At 61.9% G+C, this 22,359-nt stretch carries 23 protein-coding genes and 2 tRNA genes; 15 read left to right on the top strand and 10 right to left on the bottom strand.

Features of this window, described 5'->3' with window-relative positions:
* Window positions 1-4 precede the first annotated feature (4 nt).
* From rarD to LT40_RS12245, 4 genes are all read right to left on the bottom strand, one after another.
* Window positions 5-889, bottom strand: coding sequence for an EamA family transporter RarD (gene rarD / locus LT40_RS12255; protein ID WP_043190476.1), 885 nt, complete (start codon window positions 887-889; stop codon window positions 5-7).
* Between the two features lie 90 nt (window positions 890-979).
* Window positions 980-2,515 carry an EAL domain-containing protein gene (locus tag LT40_RS12250; RefSeq protein WP_043190473.1) on the bottom strand — a complete coding sequence of 512 codons (1,536 nt, stop codon included), beginning with the start codon at window positions 2,513-2,515 and terminating at the stop codon, window positions 980-982.
* An 87-nt stretch (window positions 2,516-2,602) separates the two neighbouring features.
* Window positions 2,603-2,755, bottom strand: a complete 153-nt coding sequence (locus LT40_RS21755) for a hypothetical protein (protein ID WP_167335527.1) — start codon at window positions 2,753-2,755, stop codon at window positions 2,603-2,605.
* A gap of 140 nt (window positions 2,756-2,895) precedes the next feature.
* Window positions 2,896-3,993 carry a 3-deoxy-7-phosphoheptulonate synthase gene (locus LT40_RS12245; RefSeq protein ID WP_043190470.1) on the bottom strand — a complete coding sequence of 366 codons (1,098 nt, stop codon included), beginning with the start codon at window positions 3,991-3,993 and terminating at the stop codon, window positions 2,896-2,898.
* A 569-nt stretch (window positions 3,994-4,562) separates the two neighbouring features.
* On the opposite strand from LT40_RS12245, the gene LT40_RS12240 reads away from it, so the two are divergent.
* Window positions 4,563-5,006, top strand: coding sequence for a GNAT family N-acetyltransferase (locus LT40_RS12240; RefSeq protein WP_043190466.1), 444 nt, complete (start codon window positions 4,563-4,565; stop codon window positions 5,004-5,006).
* A gap of 24 nt (window positions 5,007-5,030) precedes the next feature.
* Here the strand turns inward: LT40_RS12240 and LT40_RS12235 are convergent, their stop codons facing one another.
* Window positions 5,031-5,252 (bottom strand): DNA-binding protein, encoded by a 222-nt coding sequence (locus LT40_RS12235; RefSeq protein WP_043190462.1) that lies wholly within the window; start codon window positions 5,250-5,252, stop codon window positions 5,031-5,033.
* Window positions 5,253-5,333: 81 nt separating this feature from the next.
* Here LT40_RS12235 and LT40_RS12230 point away from each other — a divergent pair, with 81 nt between their 5' ends.
* The 8 genes from LT40_RS12230 to LT40_RS12195 all read left to right on the top strand — a co-directional run bounded on the left by LT40_RS12230 (window position 5,334) and on the right by LT40_RS12195 (window position 11,980).
* A complete protein-coding gene (locus tag LT40_RS12230; protein WP_043190459.1) occupies window positions 5,334-5,711 on the top strand; it encodes a helix-turn-helix domain-containing protein in 378 nt (125 codons plus the stop codon).
* 119 nt (window positions 5,712-5,830) lie between these two features.
* Entirely contained in the window at window positions 5,831-6,475 is a 645-nt protein-coding gene (gene gacA / locus LT40_RS12225) for a response regulator transcription factor GacA (RefSeq protein ID WP_043190454.1), read from the top strand.
* 2 nt (window positions 6,476-6,477) lie between these two features.
* Window positions 6,478-8,301 (top strand): excinuclease ABC subunit UvrC, encoded by a 1,824-nt coding sequence (uvrC, locus tag LT40_RS12220; protein ID WP_043190449.1) that lies wholly within the window; start codon window positions 6,478-6,480, stop codon window positions 8,299-8,301.
* A gap of 32 nt (window positions 8,302-8,333) precedes the next feature.
* The gene (gene pgsA / locus LT40_RS12215) at window positions 8,334-8,894 is read left to right on the top strand and encodes a CDP-diacylglycerol--glycerol-3-phosphate 3-phosphatidyltransferase (protein ID WP_043190446.1); all 561 of its coding nucleotides are present in this window, start codon (window positions 8,334-8,336) and stop codon (window positions 8,892-8,894) included.
* Between the two features lie 67 nt (window positions 8,895-8,961).
* Window positions 8,962-9,037 (top strand) — tRNA-Gly (locus LT40_RS12210).
* A gap of 39 nt (window positions 9,038-9,076) precedes the next feature.
* Window positions 9,077-9,150, top strand: a tRNA-Cys gene (locus LT40_RS12205).
* Window positions 9,151-9,458: 308 nt separating this feature from the next.
* On the top strand, window positions 9,459-10,619 hold the full coding sequence (locus LT40_RS12200; protein ID WP_043190441.1) for an acyltransferase family protein: 1,161 nt from the start codon (window positions 9,459-9,461) through the stop codon (window positions 10,617-10,619).
* A 140-nt stretch (window positions 10,620-10,759) separates the two neighbouring features.
* Window positions 10,760-11,980 carry a GGDEF domain-containing protein gene (locus LT40_RS12195; RefSeq protein ID WP_052393417.1) on the top strand — a complete coding sequence of 407 codons (1,221 nt, stop codon included), beginning with the start codon at window positions 10,760-10,762 and terminating at the stop codon, window positions 11,978-11,980.
* A 16-nt stretch (window positions 11,981-11,996) separates the two neighbouring features.
* Here the strand turns inward: LT40_RS12195 and LT40_RS12190 are convergent, their stop codons facing one another.
* Window positions 11,997-12,239 (bottom strand): hypothetical protein, encoded by a 243-nt coding sequence (locus LT40_RS12190; RefSeq protein ID WP_043190436.1) that lies wholly within the window; start codon window positions 12,237-12,239, stop codon window positions 11,997-11,999.
* 52 nt (window positions 12,240-12,291) lie between these two features.
* Window positions 12,292-13,152, bottom strand: a complete 861-nt coding sequence (locus LT40_RS12185) for a DHH family phosphoesterase (protein WP_043190433.1) — start codon at window positions 13,150-13,152, stop codon at window positions 12,292-12,294.
* Window positions 13,153-13,394: 242 nt separating this feature from the next.
* On the opposite strand from LT40_RS12185, the gene LT40_RS12180 reads away from it, so the two are divergent.
* Window positions 13,395-13,616 (top strand): hypothetical protein, encoded by a 222-nt coding sequence (locus tag LT40_RS12180; protein ID WP_148308558.1) that lies wholly within the window; start codon window positions 13,395-13,397, stop codon window positions 13,614-13,616.
* A 66-nt stretch (window positions 13,617-13,682) separates the two neighbouring features.
* The gene (locus tag LT40_RS12175) at window positions 13,683-14,525 is read left to right on the top strand and encodes an NAD-dependent protein deacetylase (RefSeq protein WP_043190427.1); all 843 of its coding nucleotides are present in this window, start codon (window positions 13,683-13,685) and stop codon (window positions 14,523-14,525) included.
* Here LT40_RS12175 and LT40_RS12170 read toward each other — a convergent pair.
* Window positions 14,517-15,434 (bottom strand): ZIP family metal transporter, encoded by a 918-nt coding sequence (locus LT40_RS12170; RefSeq protein ID WP_043190424.1) that lies wholly within the window; start codon window positions 15,432-15,434, stop codon window positions 14,517-14,519. The genes LT40_RS12175 and LT40_RS12170 overlap by 9 nt on opposite strands.
* 190 nt (window positions 15,435-15,624) lie before the next feature.
* Here LT40_RS12170 and LT40_RS12165 point away from each other — a divergent pair, with 190 nt between their 5' ends.
* The 3 genes from LT40_RS12165 to LT40_RS12155 all read left to right on the top strand — a co-directional run bounded on the left by LT40_RS12165 (window position 15,625) and on the right by LT40_RS12155 (window position 17,515).
* The gene (locus LT40_RS12165) at window positions 15,625-16,161 is read left to right on the top strand and encodes a DUF3455 domain-containing protein (protein WP_043190421.1); all 537 of its coding nucleotides are present in this window, start codon (window positions 15,625-15,627) and stop codon (window positions 16,159-16,161) included.
* A 113-nt stretch (window positions 16,162-16,274) separates the two neighbouring features.
* Window positions 16,275-16,811 carry a sigma-70 family RNA polymerase sigma factor gene (locus LT40_RS12160; RefSeq protein ID WP_043190418.1) on the top strand — a complete coding sequence of 179 codons (537 nt, stop codon included), beginning with the start codon at window positions 16,275-16,277 and terminating at the stop codon, window positions 16,809-16,811.
* A gap of 26 nt (window positions 16,812-16,837) precedes the next feature.
* The gene (locus LT40_RS12155) at window positions 16,838-17,515 is read left to right on the top strand and encodes an anti-sigma factor (protein ID WP_148308557.1); all 678 of its coding nucleotides are present in this window, start codon (window positions 16,838-16,840) and stop codon (window positions 17,513-17,515) included.
* 16 nt (window positions 17,516-17,531) lie between these two features.
* Here LT40_RS12155 and LT40_RS12150 read toward each other — a convergent pair whose 3' ends face one another.
* Entirely contained in the window at window positions 17,532-17,822 is a 291-nt protein-coding gene (locus LT40_RS12150; RefSeq protein ID WP_148308616.1) for a YkgJ family cysteine cluster protein, read from the bottom strand.
* A 110-nt stretch (window positions 17,823-17,932) separates the two neighbouring features.
* The gene (locus tag LT40_RS12145; RefSeq protein WP_043190411.1) at window positions 17,933-19,834 is read right to left on the bottom strand and encodes a DNA topoisomerase III; all 1,902 of its coding nucleotides are present in this window, start codon (window positions 19,832-19,834) and stop codon (window positions 17,933-17,935) included.
* Between the two features lie 156 nt (window positions 19,835-19,990).
* On the opposite strand from LT40_RS12145, the gene LT40_RS12140 reads away from it, so the two are divergent.
* Window positions 19,991-22,357 carry a DNA polymerase II gene (locus tag LT40_RS12140; RefSeq protein ID WP_043190409.1) on the top strand — a complete coding sequence of 789 codons (2,367 nt, stop codon included), beginning with the start codon at window positions 19,991-19,993 and terminating at the stop codon, window positions 22,355-22,357.
* The last annotated feature ends 2 nt before the right edge of the window (window positions 22,358-22,359 follow it).

Here is a 22,359-nt window from a genome sequence, read left to right as displayed (position 1 = left end):
GGTATCACACCGCGCGACGCGAGCGGGCCAGATGCTTGGCCCCCTCGAACATCAACACCAGCACCGCCAGCCAGATCGGCAAGTAGGTCAGCCACTGGTCTGGCGCGATGCTCTCGCCCAGCAACAATGCCACACCCACCAACAACACCGGCTCCACGTAGCTGAGCAGCCCGAACAGGCTGAACGGCAGCAAGCGGCTGGCCATCACGTAGCAGATTAATGCCGAGGCGCTGATCACCCCCAGCACCGGGATCAACACGTACAGCAGCGGTCGCGCGTCCATGTCGGCCGACGACAGTTGCCCTTGGACGATGAACAGCAGCGCAGCAGGCAGCATCAGGCACATGTCCGTCCACAGCCCGCCCAGGTGATCGTTGCGGCAGGCGCGGCGCAGCACGAAATACACCGGGTAGCCGGCCGCCACCAGCAATGTTTCCCAGGCAAAGCGGCCATGCTGAAACAGCTCGTGGCCTACACCACACGCGGCGCAGAACACCGCCAGCTTCTGCAGATGCGAAAGCTGTTCGCCATACACCAGCCGACCGGTCAGCACCATGGTCAGCGGCAGCAGGAAATACCCCAACGACACTTCCAGGCTGCGCCCGTGCAGCGGTGCCCAGAGGAACAGCCACAGCTGCACGCCCATCAGTGCCGAGGTACCGATCGAGCCGAGCAGCAGCGCCGGGCGCTGGGCGATGGCGCGCCAGACCCTGCCAACCAGATGCAGATCGCGGCTGAGCCACATGAACAGGGTCACGCAGGGCAAGGTCAGCAGCATGCGCCAGCCGAACATCTCTTCGCCGCTCAAGGGCGCCAACAGCGAGGTATAGAAATACATCACGGCGAACAGGGTGGACGCCGTGACGGATGTGATGATGCCTTTGGACAAGGGAGCCTCGAAACGCAGAAAAACCTGACTGAGCCGACAATGATCTCAGGCAGGCGGGCAGGGTACAACTGGCGTTTGGAACCGGTGCTCTCAGAGCCGCAACAGTGCCTGCTCGAAATCCACCGCCGGCATGGGCCTGGCGAACAGATAACCCTGCAGGTACTTCACGTTGCGCGCGGCGAGGTAGGCACGTTGCTCCTCGGTTTCCACGCCTTCGGCCACCACTTGCAGTTCCAGCTTGGCCGACAGCTCGATGATGCTGTCCAGCACATGCCGCGAAAGCGTATTGACGCCGATCATGGCGACGAAGCTCTGATCGATCTTGAGGAAATCGACCTTGAATTGCTGCAAGTAGCTCAGGCTCGACTGCCCGGTCCCGAAATCGTCGATGGCGATGCTCACGCCAAGCCCGCGCAGACGGTCGAACAGCCCGTGGATTTCGGCGCACGGCTGGATCAGCTCGCGCTCGGTCAACTCCAGGGTCAAGGCGATCCGGCCTGGCGGGAATGCGTCGAGGAACGCCTTGCAGTCATCGAACAGGGCAGGGTCCTGGCAATGTCGCGCGGTGATGTTGACGCCGACGTGGAAGCCGTTCGGCAGCCGATCCAGGCATGCGCCCAGTTGCTGTGCGGTGCGCTTCATCAACAGCCGGGTCATGGGCACGATCAGCCCGCAGTCCTCGGCGTAGGGAATGAACAGGTCCGGACGCACCAGGCCCTCGCGCGGATGCTGCCAGCGCATCAGCACCTCGACGCCGGCCCAGCCGCCGCCCTGGCTGAGTACCACGGGCTGATAGAAGGGCACGAACTCTTCCGCATCCAGAGCGCGCTGCAGTTCCTGATAGCGTGACCCGGAACGGCCCATCGCCCAATGGCAGAGCCCACCCGCAACCGCCGATATCAGCAGCAACAAGCCGAACATCCCGGTGTATTGCTCAGCCATCAGGCTCCAGCGCGCTCCGGCTGCAAACCCACTGGCGACACTGAACGGGTAGCGCGCGGACTTCAGTTGCGTGTAGGCCACGGCAGCAGCCGGTGGGGCGCCTGGGTGGACCTTGCCATTGGCCTCGATCCAGTTCGGACCCACCTGCAGCGTGATCGCCTGGGCCGAGCCCATCATCCGCAAGGCATTGGAGAGGTGATAGCCGTCGACCGTGCTCAGCACGCTGCCTTGGTCACGGACCTTGCGATAGATCAATAGGCCCCGGTCTGGCGTCACCGGGTTGCCGGCCAGCAGCCACAGTTGGCCATCGACGTAATCGCGCGGGTCGACCACCTCGCTCACCTCACCCGAAAGTGAACTGCAATACAGGGTATCTGCCTGGATCAGGTTCACCGAACGCACGAAGGGCCGGCGGGTCACCTGATCCAACAGCGCCGGTTGCACTTGGGTACAAGGTTGTCCGGCCAATGGCAGCACTGTATCGGCAGCCGCCGCCACGTTATCGAGGATGAGCTCGAACTGTTCCATCGCCAATTGACTGGTGCGCTTGGCCGCCAGGTTCAGCGAGCGATCGGCCTCCCAGCCCAGGATCAGCACGCCGCAGACGAGCGGAACCGCAGCGGCCAGCCAGGGCAGCAGTCGACGCGAAAATCTTCGTTTGGAAGCAGCGAGTTGCAATGGCATGAGGGCGCCAGTCCTTGTGCGCGGGAAGCACGAACGGGAAAGCCCCCATCATTTCACGAAAGCACTGCGCAGGGCAGGCGCTGGCGCTTATTTATCCTTGGATTGATCCGGCTTCTGCATCTGTACCGAGGACGGTGTGCCGTCGTTGTTGCCTTTGGTGGTGCTCTTGTCGGCGCTGTCGAAGCAGCCTTGCAGCAGCGCCAGGCACAGCACAAGGCCAGCGTAGGGGACGAGTTTCATGGTGTTCTCCAATATTCGAGGCGGGCAGAGGTTCGAAGCGTGCAGGTTGGACTCGACCGTATCCGTTTGGTTGCCTTGGCGGGCCGTTCGCGCGCCGATCTGGGTTCAGGTCGGCGCACTCGGACGCAGGCGGTGGCGCGTCAAACTTCGGCAGCGCCGCGCAGGCGTCCGGCGCCCTGGCGCAGCAACTGCTCGGTTGCCGCCCAGCCCAGGCAGCCATCGGTGACCGATACGCCATAGCGCATGTGCCCGCTGATCGGCTGGCTGCCTTCCTGCAAGTGGCTTTCCAACATGACTGCCACCAGCGAACGATCACCGTCCAGGCGCTGTTGCAGCACGTCGTCGAACACTGCCGGCTGACGCAAAGGGTCCTTGCCGCTGTTGGCATGGCTGCAGTCGACCATGATCCGCGCCTTGACGCCTGCCTTGGCCAGGTCGTGGTGCACCTGGGCAACGCTCTGCCGGTCGTAGTTGGGGCCCCGGTGCCCGCCACGCAACACCAGGTGAGTGTCTGGGTTGCCGGTCGTGTCGATCATCGCCGGATGCCCCTGCGGATCGACACCGAAATGGCGATGAGCGTGGGCCGCGCTGCGCATGGCATCGCAGGCCACGCCGACGCCGCCGTCGGTACCGTTCTTGAAGCCGACCGGTATGCCGAGCCCGCTGGCCAGTTCGCGATGGATCTGCGATTCGGTCGTCCGTGCACCAATGGCCACCCAGCTCAACAGATCGTCGAAATAGCCCGAGGCCATGGGTTGCAGCACTTCGCTGGCCAGCGGCAGGCCCAGGCTCAGCATTTCGCGCATCAGGTCGCGGCACAGCGTCAGGCCACCTGCCATGTCATCGGTGCCGTCCAGGTACGGGTCATACGCCAGGCCTTTCCAACCCACGGTGGTACGTGGTTTTTCCACGTAGGCGCGCATCACCAGCAGCATCTCGCCCTCAAGCTCTTGCGCCAACTGGCTCAGGTTGCGTGCGTATTCGAGCGCGGATTTGGGGTCGTGCAGGGAGCAGGGGCCGACCACGACCAACAAGCGTGGATCGCGTCCTTCGAGGATCGCGCGGATGGCCTGGCGATGGCTGTGTACCTGTGCGGCCAAATGGTCGGGTACGGGCAGTTGCTGCTTGAGAGCGAAATGGCTGGGCAGGCGGTGGCTTGCCGATGTGTTGGCGGCGTCCTTCACTGCGCGAGGCTGGACGAGGGTGGTGCGGTGCAGAGCGGTCAGGCTGTTGTTCATGATCAAGGTCCTGGACAGCGGCGGGGGTGGTTGCCCGCTTGCGCTGTCCTATCGAGGTGTTCGACAAGGCGTCGGGGAATCTGGATTGAGGGTCATGCCACCCATGAACGACCGGTCGGAGGCGGCAGGCTGGCCCGAGCGGAGGTTGCTAAATCGCCAGAAGTCGCAAGTGTCGAAACGGTAATAAGTGAAGCTGTTCATGAAGCGTTCCTCGATTCGTGGCGAAAGTGCCGGTAAAAAAATCATGTGCGGTAAAGCGTGAAACCCTGAAAAGCAAAAACCCCCGGTCGGGGAGCCGACCGGGGGTTGAGAATTCTCTGTCAGGCGACCCCTACGAAATGGGCGCCGAGATGGGTATCAGGCGCGCCAGTGGCTAAACCAATACCCAAAATAGAAGTTTACCGGTGCACACACAGCCGTCATTGCTGCGCAGGTCGCAGGCAAGGATGCAGGGCTGAAAGTGTTGTGCGACATTGAGCGTCTCCGATAGATGGCTGGAGCTTACTTCAGCCGTGGTGAAGGATTCAAGCCCATTGTTGAGGTGGAGACGATTCGATGACCACGATCTTATGACATTGCACCTGCGGCCGGCAGCCGACCTGGATCTGCGCTTTGCCCGGGACCTCACTCGGCAGGCAATGTTGCCTTACTACGCCCGGCACGACCTGCTGTGGCTGGACGCCGGTTTCGACCAGGCCTGGCACTGGCGCGACAACCGAATGATCTGCCGTGATACGCTGCCGCTGGGCTATATCAGCCTCTCCAGGGATGCCCATGCCTTGTTCATCCGCGAGTTGCATCTGCTGCCAGCGCATCGCGGCCAAGGCGTGGGGCAGTGGGTGCTCGAGCAAGTGGCGCTGCAAGCACGTAGCGAGCGCTTGCCGCGAATACGGCTGATGGTGTTCAAGGACAATCCCGCGCAGCGCCTCTACAGCCGCCATGGTTTCGAAGTGGTGGGCGAGCAGGACAGCTTCCTGCGCATGGAGCATGTCCTGTCCGCTCTCGGCCGTTGACGGTATTACAGCCGCAGGCTTCGCTCAGCGCTGGCCGTGCTCCGGGGGCGCGGTGATGGTGCCCTGTTTCATGCCCAGCAGCACGGCAACCTTGTGCGCCTCGCCGCGCCGTCCTTTCTTGCGTCCCGCCAGCACCTGATAGGTGGTGGCGGCGTCCACGCCATGCTCACGCGCAAACTCTTGTACCGATTTCCCTTGCTGATCGAGCCAGGCCCTGGCTTGTGCGGCAGTCCGTATACCATGCATAGTTCAAGTCCGTTTTAGATGATTCAAAGTAGTTTTGTTTCGCACCGTTTCGGGTGTTTCGATAAAGGATTATACATTCAAATGACTGGAATCGGTCCCCGGCTAAGGGAAGAGCGCGAGCGTCTGGAGCTCACGCAACGAGAGTTTGGCCAAGTAGGCGGCGTCGAACCCAACGCTCAAGGCAAGTACGAAAATGGCGAAAGATCCCCCAGGGCTGACTACTTGGCGGCCGTTTCGACGATAGGCGTCGACGTTCTCTATGTGGTACTCGGCCGCCGTACTCCGCTTGCGGAACAGGCCCTGAGCGGCGGGGAGGAAAAAGTCCTAGAGACATATCGGATACTTCCTACATCTGGTCAGGCCGCATTGAGCAATCTGGCCAACAGCATGGCCGAGATGGCCGCAAACTATTCCACTCGACCCCGAGTCCAGCGAAAGCCGCTAGCAGGCAAGAACTAGAGTCGAATCGTTTGCGCCGACGTACAACGCCATATTCATGACGCTTTGAGCTAGGTCCAAGGCGGCATTGTTTGCTAATGTGGTGGCATTCCCCGAGACCACTATTACGAGGTGTCCGTTTGATTCGGGTTCTGGTAGTCGACGATCACGACCTTGTCCGTACCGGTATCACCCGCATGCTCGCCGATATCGACGACTTGCAGGTCGTGGGCCAGGCGGAGTCGGGCGAAGGGGCGCTGCAGTATGCCCGCGATCTCAAGCCTGACGTGGTCCTGATGGACGTCAAGATGCCCGGCATCGGTGGTCTGGAAGCCACGCGCAAACTGTTGCGCAGCCACCCGGACATCAAGGTGGTAGCCGTGACCGTCTGCGAGGAAGATCCATTCCCCACGCGCCTGCTGCAAGCCGGCGCGGCGGGGTACCTGACCAAGGGCGCAGGGCTGGCGGAAATGGTCCAGGCGATTCGCCTGGTGTTTGCCGGTCAGCGCTACATCAGCCCTCAGATTGCCCAACAGCTGGCGCTGAAGTCATTTCAGCCACAGACCAGCCATTCGCCGTTCGACTTATTGTCCGAGCGGGAAATCCAGATTGCCTTGATGATCGTCGGCTGCCAGAAAGTCCAGATCATCTCCGATAAGCTGTGCCTGTCGCCCAAAACGGTCAACACCTACCGCTACCGGATCTTCGAGAAGCTCTCGGTGACCAGCGACGTGGAGTTGACCTTGCTGGCGGTCCGGCATGGCATGGTAGACACCAACCTTTGACCATGACCGCTCCATTCGACCCCAGTGCCTTTCTTGCCACCTGCAGCGGACGTCCGGGCGTGTACCGGATGTTCGACGACGCCATGCGCCTGCTGTATGTGGGCAAGGCCAAGAACCTCAAGAAGCGCCTGGCCAGTTATTTTCGCAAGACTGGCCAGGCGCCCAAGACCGCCGCCCTGGTGGGCAAGATCCAGCAGATCGAAACCACCATCACTGCCAACGAGACCGAGGCACTGCTGCTCGAGCAGACCCTGATCAAGGAATGGCGGCCGCCCTACAACATTCTGCTGCGTGACGATAAGTCCTACCCGTACGTGTTTCTGTCCGACGGTGAGTTTCCACGGCTGAGCATTCATCGCGGCGCCAAGAAAGCCAAGGGTCGGTATTTCGGGCCGTATCCGAGCGCCGGGGCGATCCGCGAAAGCCTGAGCTTGCTGCAGAAAACCTTCTTCGTGCGCCAGTGCGAGGACAGCTACTTCAAGAATCGTACGCGGCCTTGCCTGCAGCACCAGATCAAACGCTGCAAGGCCCCATGCGTGCGCCTGGTGGAAGTTCCCGAATACGCCGAGGATGTGCGTCATTCGGTAATGTTCCTGGAAGGGCGCAGCAACCAGCTGACCAATGAGCTCTCCACAAGCATGGAGAAGGCGGCAATGGACCTGCAGTTCGAGGAAGCCGCGCAGCTGCGCGACCAGATCGGCCTGCTGCGTCGCGTGCAGGACCAGCAGAGCATGGAGGGCGGCAGCGGCGACGTCGATGTCATTGCAGCTTTCGTCAACCCGGGCGGCGCCTGCGTGCACCTCATCACCGTGCGCAGTGGCAGGGTCCTGGGCAGCAAGAATTTCTTTCCCCAGGTGGGTATCGAAGAGGAGGTCGCCGAGGTCATGTCGGCGTTCCTCTCGCAATACTACCTGGGCAGTTCCGAGCGCGACCTGCCCAGCGAGCTGATCGTCAACGTCATCCCCGAAGACCACGAGGCGTTGCTCGACGCACTCGATACCTTGCGCGGGCGTGAGCTGAGCCTGAGCCATCGGGTACGTGGCACCCGTGCTCGCTGGCAGCAACTGGCCGTGACCAACGCCGAGCAGGCGCTGGGCGCACGCCTCGCCAATCGCCAGCACGTGGCTGCGCGTTTCGATGCGCTGGCCGAAGTACTGAACCTGGACGAGCCGCCGCAGCGGCTCGAGTGCTACGACATCAGCCATTCCAGCGGCGAAGCCACCGTGGCGTCCTGCGTGGTGTTCGGTCCGGAAGGCCCGATCAAGTCGGATTACCGCCGCTACAACATCGAAGGTGTCACGGCTGGCGACGACTACGCAGCCATGCATCAGGCGTTGATGCGCCGCTTCAGCAAGATCAAGGCAGGCGAGGGCAAGCTGCCGGACGTACTGCTGGTGGACGGCGGCAAGGGTCAGTTGAACATGGCCCGTGAAGTGTTGAACGAACTGGCCATTCCCGACCTGATCCTGCTCGGCGTGGCCAAGGGCACCACTCGCAAGGCCGGCTTCGAAACGCTCTACCTCAACGACGTGGCCCACGAGTTCACGCTCAAGGGCGATTCGCCGGCCTTGCACCTGATCCAGCAGATCCGCGACGAAGCCCACCGTTTTGCAATCACCGGGCACCGTGCACGGCGTGGCAAGACGCGACGCACCTCGACCCTTGAAGGCGTAGCGGGCGTAGGCCCCAAGCGCCGCCGTGAACTGCTCAAGCATTTCGGTGGCCTGCAGGAAATCGCCCGAGCCAGCGTCGAGGAAATCGCCAAGGCGCCGGGAATCAGTAAAAAGCTGGCAGAGTCGATTTATGCGAACCTGCACAGCGAGTAGAATGCCATCTCACCTTGCAGCCAGTTGTGCCGATGAATATCCCTAACCTGCTTACCGTACTGCGCGTCCTGCTGATCCCGTTCTTCATATTGCTGTTCTACCTGCCCTACCATTGGAGCTACATGGCAGCGAGCACCGTATTCGCAATAGCGGCGGCAACCGACTGGCTGGATGGCTATCTGGCCCGCCGCTGGGAGCAAAGCACGCCGTTCGGCGCGTTCCTCGACCCGGTGGCCGACAAGCTCATGGTGGCGGTGGCTTTGGTGCTGTTGGTACAGGAACACGCCAACTTCTGGCTGACCCTGCCTGCAGCGATCATCATCGGCCGCGAAATCGTCGTCTCGGCGCTGCGCGAGTGGATGGCCGAGATCGGCGCGCGGGCCCAGGTGGCGGTGTCCAACATGGGCAAATGGAAGACGGCCGCGCAAATGGTGGCGTTGGTCATTCTGTTGGCCAACCCCAAGGCTGCGACCTTCTGGGTCATTGTTGGCTACGCGCTTTTGATCGTCGCCGCCGCGTTGACCTTGTGGTCAATGCTGCAATACCTGCGCGCGGCCTGGCCGCACCTGCGCACGACCGCTGAGAAAAAATAAAACTATTTTTGAATCAAAGGCTTGACGGGTGTCGCCGATTAGATAGAATGGCGCCCGTCAACACGACGCGGGAATAGCTCAGTTGGTAGAGCACGACCTTGCCAAGGTCGGGGTCGCGAGTTCGAGTCTCGTTTCCCGCTCCAGTTTGTTTGCGTGCAGCAGTTTCTTGCTTCACGTTTTGGGGCCGAGTAGCAAAGTGGTTATGCTGCGGATTGCAAATCCGCCTACGCCGGTTCGATTCCGACCTCGGCCTCCATCATTGAGAACCCCGCAGATTAAAGTCTGCGGGGTTTTTCTTTGGGCGGCAGAAAAGGCACGTGTCCAGAACTCCTCACCTCCAACGCAGCGCGATCACAGCCGTAAACCTTCTTGGTGGTCGTTTGTCTGGAATGGCTTACTCCCGCGGTTTTCCGTGACCAAGCCAGCCTCGCTGCGAGTACCAGGCGACCAATCGCGCTTGTGCCTACCGAAAAATTGCTTTAGCTTGCCACGCGTAATGGCAACGGGCCATGCCTCTTCGGTATGGCACGGGGTGGCAACAATTAAAACAGCCTGGGATTAACCATGAAAAGATTCGTCGTGCTCGATAGTTTCCGCGGCCTCTGTGCTGTGGCCGTCGTGCTGTTCCACACGTACGTGGTTCAAAGCATCGCCGAGCTCGAGTTTTTCAAGAACGCCTTTTTGTTCGTGGAGTTCTTTTTTATTCTCAGTGGTTTCGTGTTGTTTCACACCTACGGCCAGCGTTTGAACAACGCGACGGATTATAAAGATTTCTTCATCAGTCGCACGGCTCGCCTTTATCCCCTGCACCTGACCATGTTGGGCGTTTACCTGGCACTGGAACTGGGGCGCTCGTTGGCTGAGAAGAAAGGGTTCAGTTTCAACGAGCCGGCATTCAGTGGCGCCACTTCGATGCACGAATTCCTGCCCAATCTGCTTCTGCTGCAATCCTGGCTGAACAGCGCCATGACCGGCTCGTTCAATTACCCTGCCTGGAGCATCAGCATCGAGTACTACCTGTACTTGATATTCGGCGTCATGGCAGTGCTGGCGCGCACCAGCAAGGTCAAGGTCTTCGCAATGGTTTCCCTGGCGGCATTCATCACCCTGTGGAACGGTGAATCCTGGCTGAAGCTGGAAATCTTCCGCGGTGTTTCGTGCTTCTTCGCCGGTGCCTGCCTATACGTGCTCTACGATCGCATCAAGGACCTGGACCTGGACGCCGTGGACTTCAACCTGCTGGAGATCGCCTTGGTCCTGGGCAGCTATCGCCTCCTGGTATCGGACATCGATCACAAGGGCGTTTATGCCAGCCTACTGTTCTGTGTCCTGATCCTGGTATTTTCGCTCGAACGCGGCGTGGTTTCGCGGCTGCTGCATCACCGCTTCTTCGTCTGGCTGGGGGCCTTGTCGTTCTCCATCTACCTGACCCACGCGGCCATTCTGTTTGTGTTCAAGAGCGCCGTCATCGTCCTGTCGAAAGTGCTGCACACAGACCTGACGGAGACCTTGCAAGGCCATGACATGCCCAACATGGTCAAGTACATTTCGACCCACAGCGTCTGGCTCGACAACGGCATCGTCGTCTTGCAGTTGGCGGCAGTACTGCTGGTCTCGACATTGACCTACAAGTACGTCGAGATGCCGGGCGTGCAATTGGGCAAGCGACTGACTCGCCGCAAAGGCTCAACGCCTGGCCCTAACCTTCAGGGCGCCGCGCAGTAAGCTCCATCGTGCATTCGCTACCGTTCATACGCTGCTACTACCGTTCATTCCATTAACGCCAAACTAGGGCCATTGAGTAATGGCACTAAGATATCATTACGCAGTCTAGTAGAATTCTGAACCCTTTATCCCGGTGTCCCATGCAAGCCGTTCAAGCTCAACCGGCCCATTCTCCCGAGCCGCACACCATGGCACTGGTCGAGCAGGCGATTGCCAGCGGCGTGGGTGGCCTGGCGTTCGACCGTGAACTTGAGCGGCGCTACGAGACCGACACCCAGCGTCAACGGCTGCAGTTTCTGACGTCCACAGGCATATGCGGCGCGATCATCTACAACCTGTTTCTGATCAGCGACTGGCTTGCCCTGAAGGACGTGTTCGCCTATGTAGCCATGGGGCGCCTGCTGCTGATCACGCCGATGATCGTGGTTATCCTGCTGCTGGCGAAGCGCCTGACTTCACGCCGGGCGCTGGAGACTGTCTCTGCAACGGCTACGGTACTGTCTTCGCTGATGCCGCTGGTGGTGATGATCTACAGCGACAGTCCCTATCGCCTGCACTATCAGCTGGGCATGCTGCTGCTGATGGTCTACTGCACGATGATCCAGCAGCTGCCCCTGCGCTTTGCCGCGGCTGCCATGGCCTGCATGCTGGTTATCCAGTTGGTGACCACCCACATCGCCGGATTCATGGACCCGGTGACCTGGCGCGCCAATGCTTTCCTGTATGGCTCCACGGTGGTGCTGCTGCTCATGGCGTCCTATTTCCTGGAGCGCGGCAGCCGCTTGAGCTATCTGTATGCCTTGCGCGGGCGCTTGCTCGAGGTGCAATTGACCGAGATGGCCCGCACCGACCCGCTGACCCAGTTGTTCAACCGTCGGCATCAGGGCGAGGTGATGGCCCAGGTGTGGCAAGCGGCGAGTGCCGAGCCGACCTGTGTCACCGCGATCCTCATCGATATCGATCATTTCAAGCTTTACAACGACAGCTATGGGCACCTTCAGGGCGACAGCTGCCTCAAGCAGATCAGTGCAACCATCAAGCGCTTGTCCGCGCAAGCCAACGCCATGTCGTTCCGTTTCGGGGGCGAGGAAATGCTGGTGTTGCTGACGGGCGCCGACGGCCAGCAGGCCAGGCAGTTGGGGCAGGACCTGTGCACGGCGGTGTCGGACCTGCGCCTCGAGCACCCAGCGCTGGGGCAGGGCGCACACGTGACCATCAGCGTGGGCATCGCAATGGGGATCGCGCCTTACGTTTCGGCGCACACCTTGATCGGGGCCGCCGACCAGGCCCTGTATGCCGCCAAGAACGCCGGGCGCAATTGCCTGCGTCAAGCGCCCTTCGAGGGCAGCGCGGCTGCGTGAAGTCCGGCTTTGAGAGTTAGCTTTGCAGAGCTTGCAGCCTTGCTTCCTTGGCGTCATCGAAAATCATGTACAGGGCTTCGATGTCGGCAGGCTTGAGCTTGCGCGATTGTTCGAGCCCAAGAATCAGCGCGATTTCGAGCGCGCCTTCGCGCTCTACATCTGCTTTGGTGCTCGCAGCGTTCAGAGCGCGGACCAGGCCATTGACCGAGTTTCGCACGTCCTTGGGCAGTTTCAGTAGATCCAGTCGTTCCTGCGGCATGTGACGCTCTCCAGCAAAACAAAGGGGGGGCGGTGGTCATTCCACCTGCGCCTCAACGCGTCAATTCGTGGCCATACGGTACGCGGAAGCCCGACGCATTGCGATGGCCGCCGCCGCCGAATTGCTTGGCGACTTCGGACACGTCCATGCCTTCGTCCGTGCTGCGCAGCGAAAAGGAGCGGCCCTTGGGGCCATCGGAGTAACAGGCGGCAAACAACTCGCCCTGGGTCATGATGTTGCCGGCATCGCTGGCGAACAGCGAGGGGATGTTGGCTACGGGCACATCATGGCCACCGATGGTCATCCGGCGCGCGGTGGAGCGCAACAGATCGGCCACGGTTTTCTGTCGCTGCCGTTCGATCGCTATGCCATCGGCCAGCAGCGCTTCTACGGGCGCTGCCAGCAGCTCATCCCACACGGCAAAGTCCTGCGGGTAGCTGAACAGGTTGGACAGGACCTCGCGCGTACCCGGCAGGTTGAACCGCCACAGGTCACGGTCTTCGATATGGTCGATCAGGGCAGGGCGCGGTTGGCCGGCGAAGAAGTAATCCCAGGCCAGGCCCGCACCCGAGCGGCCCATGTCGAACAGGGCATGCACGTTGCCGCCTTCGACCGGTTCACCCAGGGCGCCGGCCGTTGGCACCCGGAGCAGATCGGCCTGGGCGGTCTTGTGGTGATCGAGCACCAGGATCGACAAGGCCTGCGCCGCCATGGCCATGAGCGTTTCGTAGTCGTATGCAAAATCCACGATCAATACGCGCCGGCCGGTGACATCGGGCGCCGGCTGGCCATGGCCGGCTGCGTGAAACTCCACTTCAGGCCCGAGTGCCTTGCGCACTACCCAGGCTGCGCCAAAGCCATCGGCGCAGTTTCCGTGGTAGATGCAAAGCGTGTTCGTGGGGTCTGCGATCATGTAGAGCTCCGAAATCGGCGGGTAGGGCGGGTCGGCTATTCTAAGCGATTACAAGGCCATGCGTGCGATTGCGAAAGCCTGGCCGGCGTCCGTCAGGCAACCGTCCATCGCCATGGCGAAGCATTTGGCGAAAGCGGACAGTCATTGTCATGGGAACCTCTCAAACCGACCGGGGCGTTCTTGTCGCAAGGCTCGAATCGCGAAGGGTCATTTCATCGGGGCACTTCTTTATGGAAAAAACCGTGTCTATTTCAACATCCAGTCCAGATCAGCGGCAGCATGCAATGCAGGCCTTGCTCGAAGAGTTCGCATTGCGCGGTGTCGACCTGCAGGCCGTGGCGGAGGCTGCCAAGCTGCGGCTGCTAGGCAGCCCGGAGCTATGCCTGTTGCACGCGGACTATCGCGTCCAGTGCGCTAAAGCGGTGGATGAGCTGCTGGGCCAGGTCGCGCCCGTGCAAGCCTGAATCCTTGCCTGCCTGAACGCGAACGGCAGGGGGCGTGACGAATCCTAACCAGAGGTGCATGTAGCCATGGTCGAACTCGATACCTTGTACCAGCACATGGCGCAGGCGCCTTTTCTGGTATTGACCGGGGCGGGCATCAGTACGGCGTCCGGTATTCCCGACTACCGCGACACCGAGGGCGTCCGGCGTGGCAATGCGCCCATCATGCACCAGGATTTCATCGCAAGCGCTGCCACTCGCAAACGCTATTGGGCCCGTGCCATGGTGGGCTGGCGTGGTGTCCATCAAGCGTCGCCGAACGCGGCTCATCAGGCGTTGGCGGCGTTGCAGAGCCAAGGGCTGATCAGTGGCGTGATCACCCAAAACGTCGACGGATTGCACGACGCCGCGGGCAGCCGCAACGTCGTCGAACTGCACGGGAACCTGCATCGCGTGGTCTGTCTGGACTGTGGCATGCGTTTGCAGCGCGATGACGTGCAGTCGCTGCTGGAAGAGCAGAATCCCTATCTGCAGGATGTCCATGCCGTGCTCGCGCCTGACGGCGATGCGCAACTGGCGGCGCGTTTTCTGGAAGCCTTCCGCACGCCCCATTGCCCATGCTGTGGCAGCGATATGCTCAAGCCCGACGTGGTGTTTTTCGGCGGTGGCGTCGAGCCGGCGCACGCCGCAGCGGCCTGGAAAGCCGTGGAAGCAGCGCCGGGCATGCTGATCATCGGCTCCTCGCTGATGGCCTACTCGAGCTTTCGCCTGTGCCAAGAGATGTCACGCCAAGGCAAACGCCTGTTGGCCGTCAACCTTGGCCGTACCCGTGCGGATGGATTGCTGAGCATCAAAGTCATGCAGCCCTGCGAACAGGTCATGCCCCAGATAGCGCAACGGCTGATCCAGGGCAGTCGGCCATCAACCTAGTGCAGTGTCCATGAACATCATCACCGCAAAGCCCAGCATCAGGCCCAGCGTGGCCGGGGTTTGGTGCCCGTTGCGGTGGGTTTCCGGAATCACCTCGTGGGACACCACGAAGATCATGGCGCCTGCAGCCAGGCCCATGCTGATCGGATAGGAGAGTGCGAAGCCGCTGGACAGCCCCAGGCCGACCATTGCCCCCAATGGCTCCATCAGTCCGGAACCCATTGCCACCAACGCTGCCTTGCCGGCGCTCAGCCCGGTTGCGCGCAGCGACATGGCCACCGCCAGGCCTTCGGGAATATCCTGCAGCAGGATCGCGCTGGTCAGCGGGATACCGACGGCCAGGTTGCCATCGGACAGGCTGACGCCAATGGCCATGCCCTCGGGCAGGTTGTGCAACGTGATGGCCAACACGAAGAGCCATACCCGGTGAATCCGCTCTGCGTTCGGGCCGTGTCTGCCGGCGTTCTCATGTTCGTGGGGAATCACCTTGTCCAGCGCCAGCATCAGACCGACGCCAAGCCCCAGGCCCAGGATCACCACCAGTGCCGCTACCGCAGGGCTGTCGGTGTGGGTATTGGCGGCGGCCAGGCCCGGCAGCAACAGGGAGAACGTACTGGCCGCCAGCATCATGCCACCGGCGAAGCCAAGCATGACGTCCTGCACCTTCGAGGATATTTCCCGCAGCGCCAAGGCAATCAACGCACCCAATGCCGTTGCCGCGAAGCCGCCGGTACCGCCGAGCAGGGCGTACCAGGCGTGTTGCCGGTCGGCATGCATCAGGGCGTTGACGATGCTCCACACCATCACCACGGCACTGACGGCCAGAAGCACGCCGGTCAGGGTCCATAACCAGGGTTTGTCGCGAAAACGCTGTGGCCAGCTGTCGCTGGCGGCGGTGTTGGAAGGCATAGGGCTCTCGGGAAATTGCGGCAGGCTTAAGCATGGACCCAAATAAGCCGCAGGGGTTGCGCTCCATGTGAATGGACGCCATAGGAAAATTCTTTTTTTTGCAGTGCATCCAAATGCCCGGCAGATGCGTAGTACCTACAGCAGCTACACAAGGCGCTGCCGGTTCGATCACTCTTATGGAGCTTACGAGATGAACAGCACACACCGTTTCTGCTTGGCCAACGTTGTTTTTGCCGCCACTTTCGCCCTGGCGACCACTGCCCACGCGCAAATGGATCTGCCTGCACCGGTTCAGGTGCCGGCAGGCAACAAGGTCGCAATGGAAACCGTCGGCATGGGCGACATCACCTACGAATGCCGCGACAAGGCCAATGCCGCAGGTCAGACCGAGTGGGCATTCGTGGGGCCCAAAGCCGTTCTGAACGATCGCTCCGGCAAGCAGGTAGGGACTTATTTCGGCCCGCCCGCCACGTGGCAGGCGGCAGACGGTTCCAAGGTGACTGGCACCCAGGTCGCCGTTGCACCTGCAGGCGACGGCAATCTGCCGTACCAATTGGTCAAGGCCAACCCTGCCGAAGGCAAGGGCGCCATGCAGGGTGTGACGTACATCCAGCGCACCGCGCTCAAGGGTGGCGTTGCCCCTACCAGCGCCTGCACCACCGCGCAGAAGGGCCAGAAAGAAACGGTCAAATACCAGGCCGACTACATTTTCTGGTCTGCCAAGTAACGTTGCTTCGCCACGTGAAAGTTGCGTAGCGCTGGCGCGCGGAACGGCAAGTCCGCGCGTCTGGTCTACACTCCCAGCGAGCTTTATTCTTCCACTTGCCATGGCGGTCTTTCTTGTCCTTGCCGGAAAATCCATTCGATTATGAAGTGGCCTTGCACGGCTGCGCCGCTGGCGATCGGCGGGCACTGCATGGCTTGTATGAGCGTGAAGGCGGGCGTCTGTTGGGCGTGGCCCTGCGCATTGTCGGCGACCGGGCGCTGGCGGAGGACATCGTCCACGACGCATTCGTGCGGATCTGGACTCAAGCTGCCAGTTTCGACGCCAGGCGCGGTTCGGCGCGTGGGTGGATGTTCACCATCACCCGGCACCTTGCCCTTGACCATATTCGCAGCCACACCCGCTTGCGAGCCTTGAGCGATGAAGATCTGGCGTCTTTGACGACCGACGAGCCCTCGGAGGTTGCGTTGGGCGGCGCGCGGATCGACGGATGCCTGGAACAGCTCGATCCGCAGCGAAGGCAGTGCCTGTACCACGCCTATCTGGACGGCTATTCACATGCTGAAATTGCCCAGCGCCTGCAGACCCCGCTCGGCACGGTGAAGGCCTGGATCAAGCGCAGCCTGGCTGCGCTGCGCGAGTGCATGGGATGAGCGAACGAAGTGAGCAGGTAGAGCCCATGAATACTGAAGAACTGGCCAGCGAGTACGTGCTGGGCACCCTTGATGCAGAACGACGGGCAGAGGTCGAGCGACGCTTGCCTGTGGACCTGGAGTTGCGCACGGCCGTCGATGCCTGGGAAGCGCGCCTGCTGCCGTTGGCTGAACGCATCACGCCAGTGCCGACGCCTGCGACGTTGTGGCCTCGCATTCAGCGCAGCCTGGACAGCGCAGGGGCGCAGCCGACACCGATCTGGTGGAATCGTCTGGGTGTCTGGCGTGGCCTGGCAGGCGCCGGACTCGCGGCAAGCCTGGTGCTCGGCGGGTTGCTGTTCAATGTCCGCGCGCCGGTGCCGGGACCGGCCTATGTGGTGGTGCTCATCGCGCCGCAAGACAAGGCACCGGGTTGGGTCGTGCAAGCCAGCGACTCGAAGGAAGTGCAGCTCATTCCTCTGAACGATGCCACGGTGCCGGCAGACAGGGCCCTGCAGTTCTGGACCAAGGCCGACAGCTGGCAGGGACCCGTCTCGCTGGGACTGGTGGAGCCGGGGCAGAGCGTGCATGTGCCCCTGGACAAGCTGCCACCGCTGGAAAACAACCAGCTGTTCGAGCTGACGCTCGAGCCCAAGTCAGGGTCGACGACAGGCAGGCCGACGGGGCCCATTCAGTTCATCGGTCGTGCGGTCAAGGTGATCTGAGGCGTAAACCGGCCTATCAAGGGCGCAGTCGTTCTTCCTGGCAGTCCGGGCCGCCCATGTCGAACTCACGGCAGATCAACGGTCGGTTCAGGTAGATGCTGCAACTCATGGAGCGTCGGTCCAGTGCTGCGCACCAGCCGTCATCGAGGCGCGACATGGTTTCCGAACCCCACTCATCCACTTCGATGAAACGCTCCGGCACACCTGTGTCGGTGATCAGCATGACTTCCAGCCGGCAGCATTTGGCGGCGCAGCGGTCACAGCTGATGGTGGGGTCGAAGTCGCTGGATACAGCGATGTCATGCAGCACGATCAAGGGCAATGCCTGGCAGAAAATGATCGGGGCAGCGTACCGGTAGTTGGGTTATTTCACAAAACAAGCTGTGCACAGAGTGATGTTAGGCGACGGGTTGCAGGTCAGGCCGCCTTGGACGATTTGCGTTTGCGCTTGTTTTTCCATGGTGTGGAGCCTTTGGGCGCCGGGCCGCTGATGACCATGCGCAAGCCAGCGCAGCGCTCCACCAGCTTGCTCATCCACGCCGATTGCTTGGCGACGAAAGTCTCCAGCGACATCTCACCGCTCTGCACCATGTCCAGCGCCTGCTCCCAGATGGCGGTGGTGCCTGGGTCGGCAATGGCCCGAGGTACCGCGTCGATCAGGCTGAAGGCAGCCGGTGCGGCGGCCAGAGCCTTGCCCTGTTTGGTCAGGTAGCCGCGGTCCAGAAGGCCCTGAATGATTCCGGCACGGGTGGCCTCGGTGCCGATTCCGGTGGTGTCCTTGAGTTTCTGCTTCAGGCGCGGATCTTCGACCAGCTTGGCGACGTTTTTCATTGCCTTGATCAGGTCGCCTTCGGTGAAGGGTTTGGGCGGCTGGGACCACAGGTCCTTGAGTTTTACGTCGCGCACTGCGCAGGTCTGGCCCTGGATGAGCTGCGGCAACGGCTGCGGGGCGGGCGCTTCGCGACCTTTGGTTGTACCGAGCGCCTGCGGGATGGCGCGTTTCCAGCCGGGCTCGACCACTTGTTTGCCCACCGCACGCAATGCGTGGCCAGCGCAGTCGAAGTCGGCCTGGGTGCGGTCGTATTCGTGATTGGGCAGGAACTGCGCCAGGTAGCGGGCACGAATCAGGCTGTAGACCGCACGGTACTTGCCTTGCAGTTTGTCGGGGGTCGCGGCGACAGCGGTCGGGATGATGCCGTGGTGGGCCCCGACCTTGGCGTCGTTCCAGGCGCGCGAGCGGCGCTGCGCGTCCAGGTGAGGAAGCAAAGGCGCGAGTCCGGCATCGGCGCGGCCCAAGGCGGCGATGATGGCCTTGGCATCACCGTGCTGGCTGAGCGGCAGATAGCCGCAGTCACTACGAGGGTAGGTGATGACCTTGTGGGTTTCGTACAGCGCCTGGGCCACGTCCAGGGTTTCCTGGGCGCCGAGCCCGAGCTTCTTCGAGCAGACCTCCTGCAACGTACCCAGATCGAAGGGCAGGGGAGCGGCCTCTTTCATGCGTTCGGTGCGCAGCTTGGTCAGCGTCGCCTGGTTTGCCTGCTTCATCGCTGCAGCGGCCTGTTGCGCCAGAGCCTGGTTCAGGCAGCGCCCCTGGTCGTCGCAGCTGTCCGCTGGCGGTAGCCATTGCGCCGTGAATTCGGTGTGGTCGCCGAGCAGTTGCACGTCGATGGCCCAATAGGCAGCGGGGACGAAGTCGGCGATGCTGCGATCGCGGTCCACCACCAGGCGCAGGGTCGGGGTCTGCACTCGCCCCACAGGCAGCACGCCCTGGTAGCCAGCCTGGCGCCCGAGCAGGGTGAACAGCCGGCTCATGTTCATGCCGATCAGCCAGTCGGCCCGCGAGCGGCCCAGTGCGCTGTGATAAAGAGAGGATGTCTCGGCCCCCGGCTTGAGCGCGCCCAGCGCCTTGCGGATCGACGCGTCGTCCAGGGCCGAGAGCCACAGGCGCTGCACCGGGCCACGGTAGCGACAGTGATCGACGAGCTCGCGGGCGATCATTTCGCCTTCGCGGTCCGCGTCCGTCGCGATGACCAGCTCGCGAGCTTCACCCAGCAAGCGCTTGACCGCCTTGAACTGGCTGGCCGTCTTGCGCTTGACCTGCATCTTCCATTGCTGCGGGATGATCGGCAGGTCTGTGAGCACCCAGCGCTTGTAGCGTGCGTCGTAGGCGTCGGGCGGTGCGGTTTCGAGCAGATGGCCGATGCACCAGGTAACCGTCACGGCGTTGCCGATCCAGCAGCCATCGCCACGGCGCGTGGCCCCCAGGACCTTGGCGATGTCTTTTGCCTGGGAGGGTTTTTCACAGAGAAACAGCTGCATAAGTACCTGACGGGAAAGCGGTGCAGAGCCGTAGCATGCCAGACGTACCGACACAGGCAAGCTTTATGTGTATGGATGTACAGTTTATGATGTTGCCTCATATGAGCCGCGCGGGCTGTTGCTGCGGCTACCTTCCTCCGCCAAAGGCCTGCCGCCGTGACCCAACAACAGGGCTTCATCCTGACGCGACATTGGCGCGATACCGCCGAAGGCACCCAGGTCGAGCTGTGGCTGGCAACCGATGCCGGGCCGCGCCATGTGCGTCTTCCCCTGCAGACCTCGGTCGCGTTCCTGCCCACGCAGCACCACGAGCAGGCGCAACGCCTCCTTGAAGGCGAGGCAGGCGTGGAGCTCAAGCCGTTGGCCCTGCGCGATTTCGACCAGCGTCCGGTGTCCGGCCTGTACTGTCGGCAGTACGGCCAGTTACAGCGTATCGAAACGGTGCTCAGGCAGGCTGGGATAGAAGTGTTCGAGGCCGACATTCGTCCCCATGAACGCTACCTGATGGAACGCTTCATCACCGCCGGCGTAGCCTTCGACGGCCAGTTGCAGGCCGATGGCCAATACCATGAGGTCAAGCTCAAACCGACGCCGGGCTACCGTCCACAGTTGCGGCTGGCATCGCTGGATATCGAAACCACCGCCCAGGGCGAGCTGTACTGCATCGGCATCGAGGGCTGCGGACAGCGCGACGTGTTCATGCTGGGCCCGCCCAATGGCGATACTCGCGAAATGGACTTTGCCCTGCATTACCGCCAAAGCCGGGTAGAGCTGCTGCAAAGCTTGAATACCTGGTTCGCCGAATACGACCCGGACGTGATCATTGGCTGGAATGTCGTGCAGTTCGACTTGCGTGTCCTGCACGAACACGCCAGGCGCCTGAACGTACCCTTGCTGCTGGGCCGTGGCGGTGCCGAGATGACCTGGCGCGAGCACGGCAGCGGCAGCGACCACTATTTTGCCGGCGCGCCCGGTCGATTGATCATCGACGGCGTCGAGGCATTACGGTCCGCAACCTGGAATTTTCCTTCGTTCAGCCTCGAGAACGTCTCCCAGACATTGCTGGGCGAGGGCAAGGACATTTCCACCCCGTACCAGCGCATGGACGAGATCAACCGCATGTTCGCCGAGGACAAGCCGGCACTGGCGCGCTACAACATCAAGGATTGCGTACTGGTTACGCGGATCTTCGCCAAAACGCAGTTACTCGCTTTTCTGCTGGAGCGCGCCAGCGTCACCGGTTTGCCGGCCGACCGCAGCGGCGGCTCGATCGCGGCTTTTACCCACCTGTATCTGCCGGCAATGCACCGCCAGGGGTTCGTTGCGCCCAACGTTGGTCGACGTCCGCCAGAGGCCAGCCCGGGCGGCTTCGTCATGGAGTCGCGACCGGGGCTGTACGAGTCGGTGCTGGTGCTGGATTACAAGAGCCTGTATCCGTCGATCATCCGCACTTTCCTGATTGACCCGGTAGGTCTGGCCGAAGGCTTGGCCAACCCCGACGATGAGCACTCGGTGCCAGGCTTTCGCGGCGGGCGCTTTTCACGCGGCAAACATTGCCTGCCGGCGATCGTCTCCAGTGTCTGGGAAGGGCGCGAAGCGGCCAAGGCGCAGGGCAACGCGCCGTTGTCGCAGGCGTTGAAGATCATCATGAATGCGTTCTACGGCGTGCTGGGTTCCAGCGGTTGCCGCTTTTTCGACACGCGACTGGCTTCGTCGATCACCCTGCGCGGCCACGAGATCATGGGCCGTACCCGCGAGTTGATCGAGGCGCGTGGCTATCAGGTGATCTACGGCGACACCGATTCCACGTTCGTCTGGCTGGGCGGCGCGCACGACGAGGGCGAAGCGACGCGTATCGGCCAGGACCTGGTCGCCGAGGTCAATCTGTGGTGGCGTCGGCATCTGCAAGAGGAATATGGATTGAGCAGCGCCCTGGAACTGCAGTTCGAGAGCCACTTCCGGCGCTTCCTGATGCCGACCATTCGCGGCGCGGAAGAGGGCAGCAAGAAGCGCTACGCCGGTTTGGTCAGGCGTGCCGATGGCCAGGACGAGATGATCTACAAGGGTCTGGAGAGCGTGCGTACCGACTGGTCGCCGCTGGCGCGCGAGTTCCAGCAGGCGCTGTACTCGAAAATTTTCCGGCATCAGGGCTATCAGGCGTATGTGCGTGACTACGTCGAGCGAACCCTGGCGGGCGAGTTGGACAGGCTGCTGGTCTACCGCAAGCGACTGCGTCGGCCCTTGCACGACTATGAGCGCAACGTTCCTCCTCACGTCCGAGCGGCGCGCATTGCCGATGAACACAACCGCTCGACCGGGCGGCCGTTGCAGTATCAACGCGGTGGCTGGATCAGCTACGTGATGACGGTGGCAGGGCCTGAGCCTTTGGAAGCGCGCCATTCACCCATCGACTATGACCATTACCTGACTCGGCAGCTGCAGCCCATCGCCGATGCGATCCTGCCGTTCGTCAACGATGATTTCAACACGCTGATCGGCGGCCAGCTTGGTTTGTTCCAGTAGGG

The organism is Pseudomonas rhizosphaerae (assembly GCF_000761155.1).
GTDB classification, from domain to species: domain Bacteria; phylum Pseudomonadota; class Gammaproteobacteria; order Pseudomonadales; family Pseudomonadaceae; genus Aquipseudomonas; species Aquipseudomonas rhizosphaerae.
This window is presented reverse-complemented; position numbering and strand designations above follow the sequence as displayed.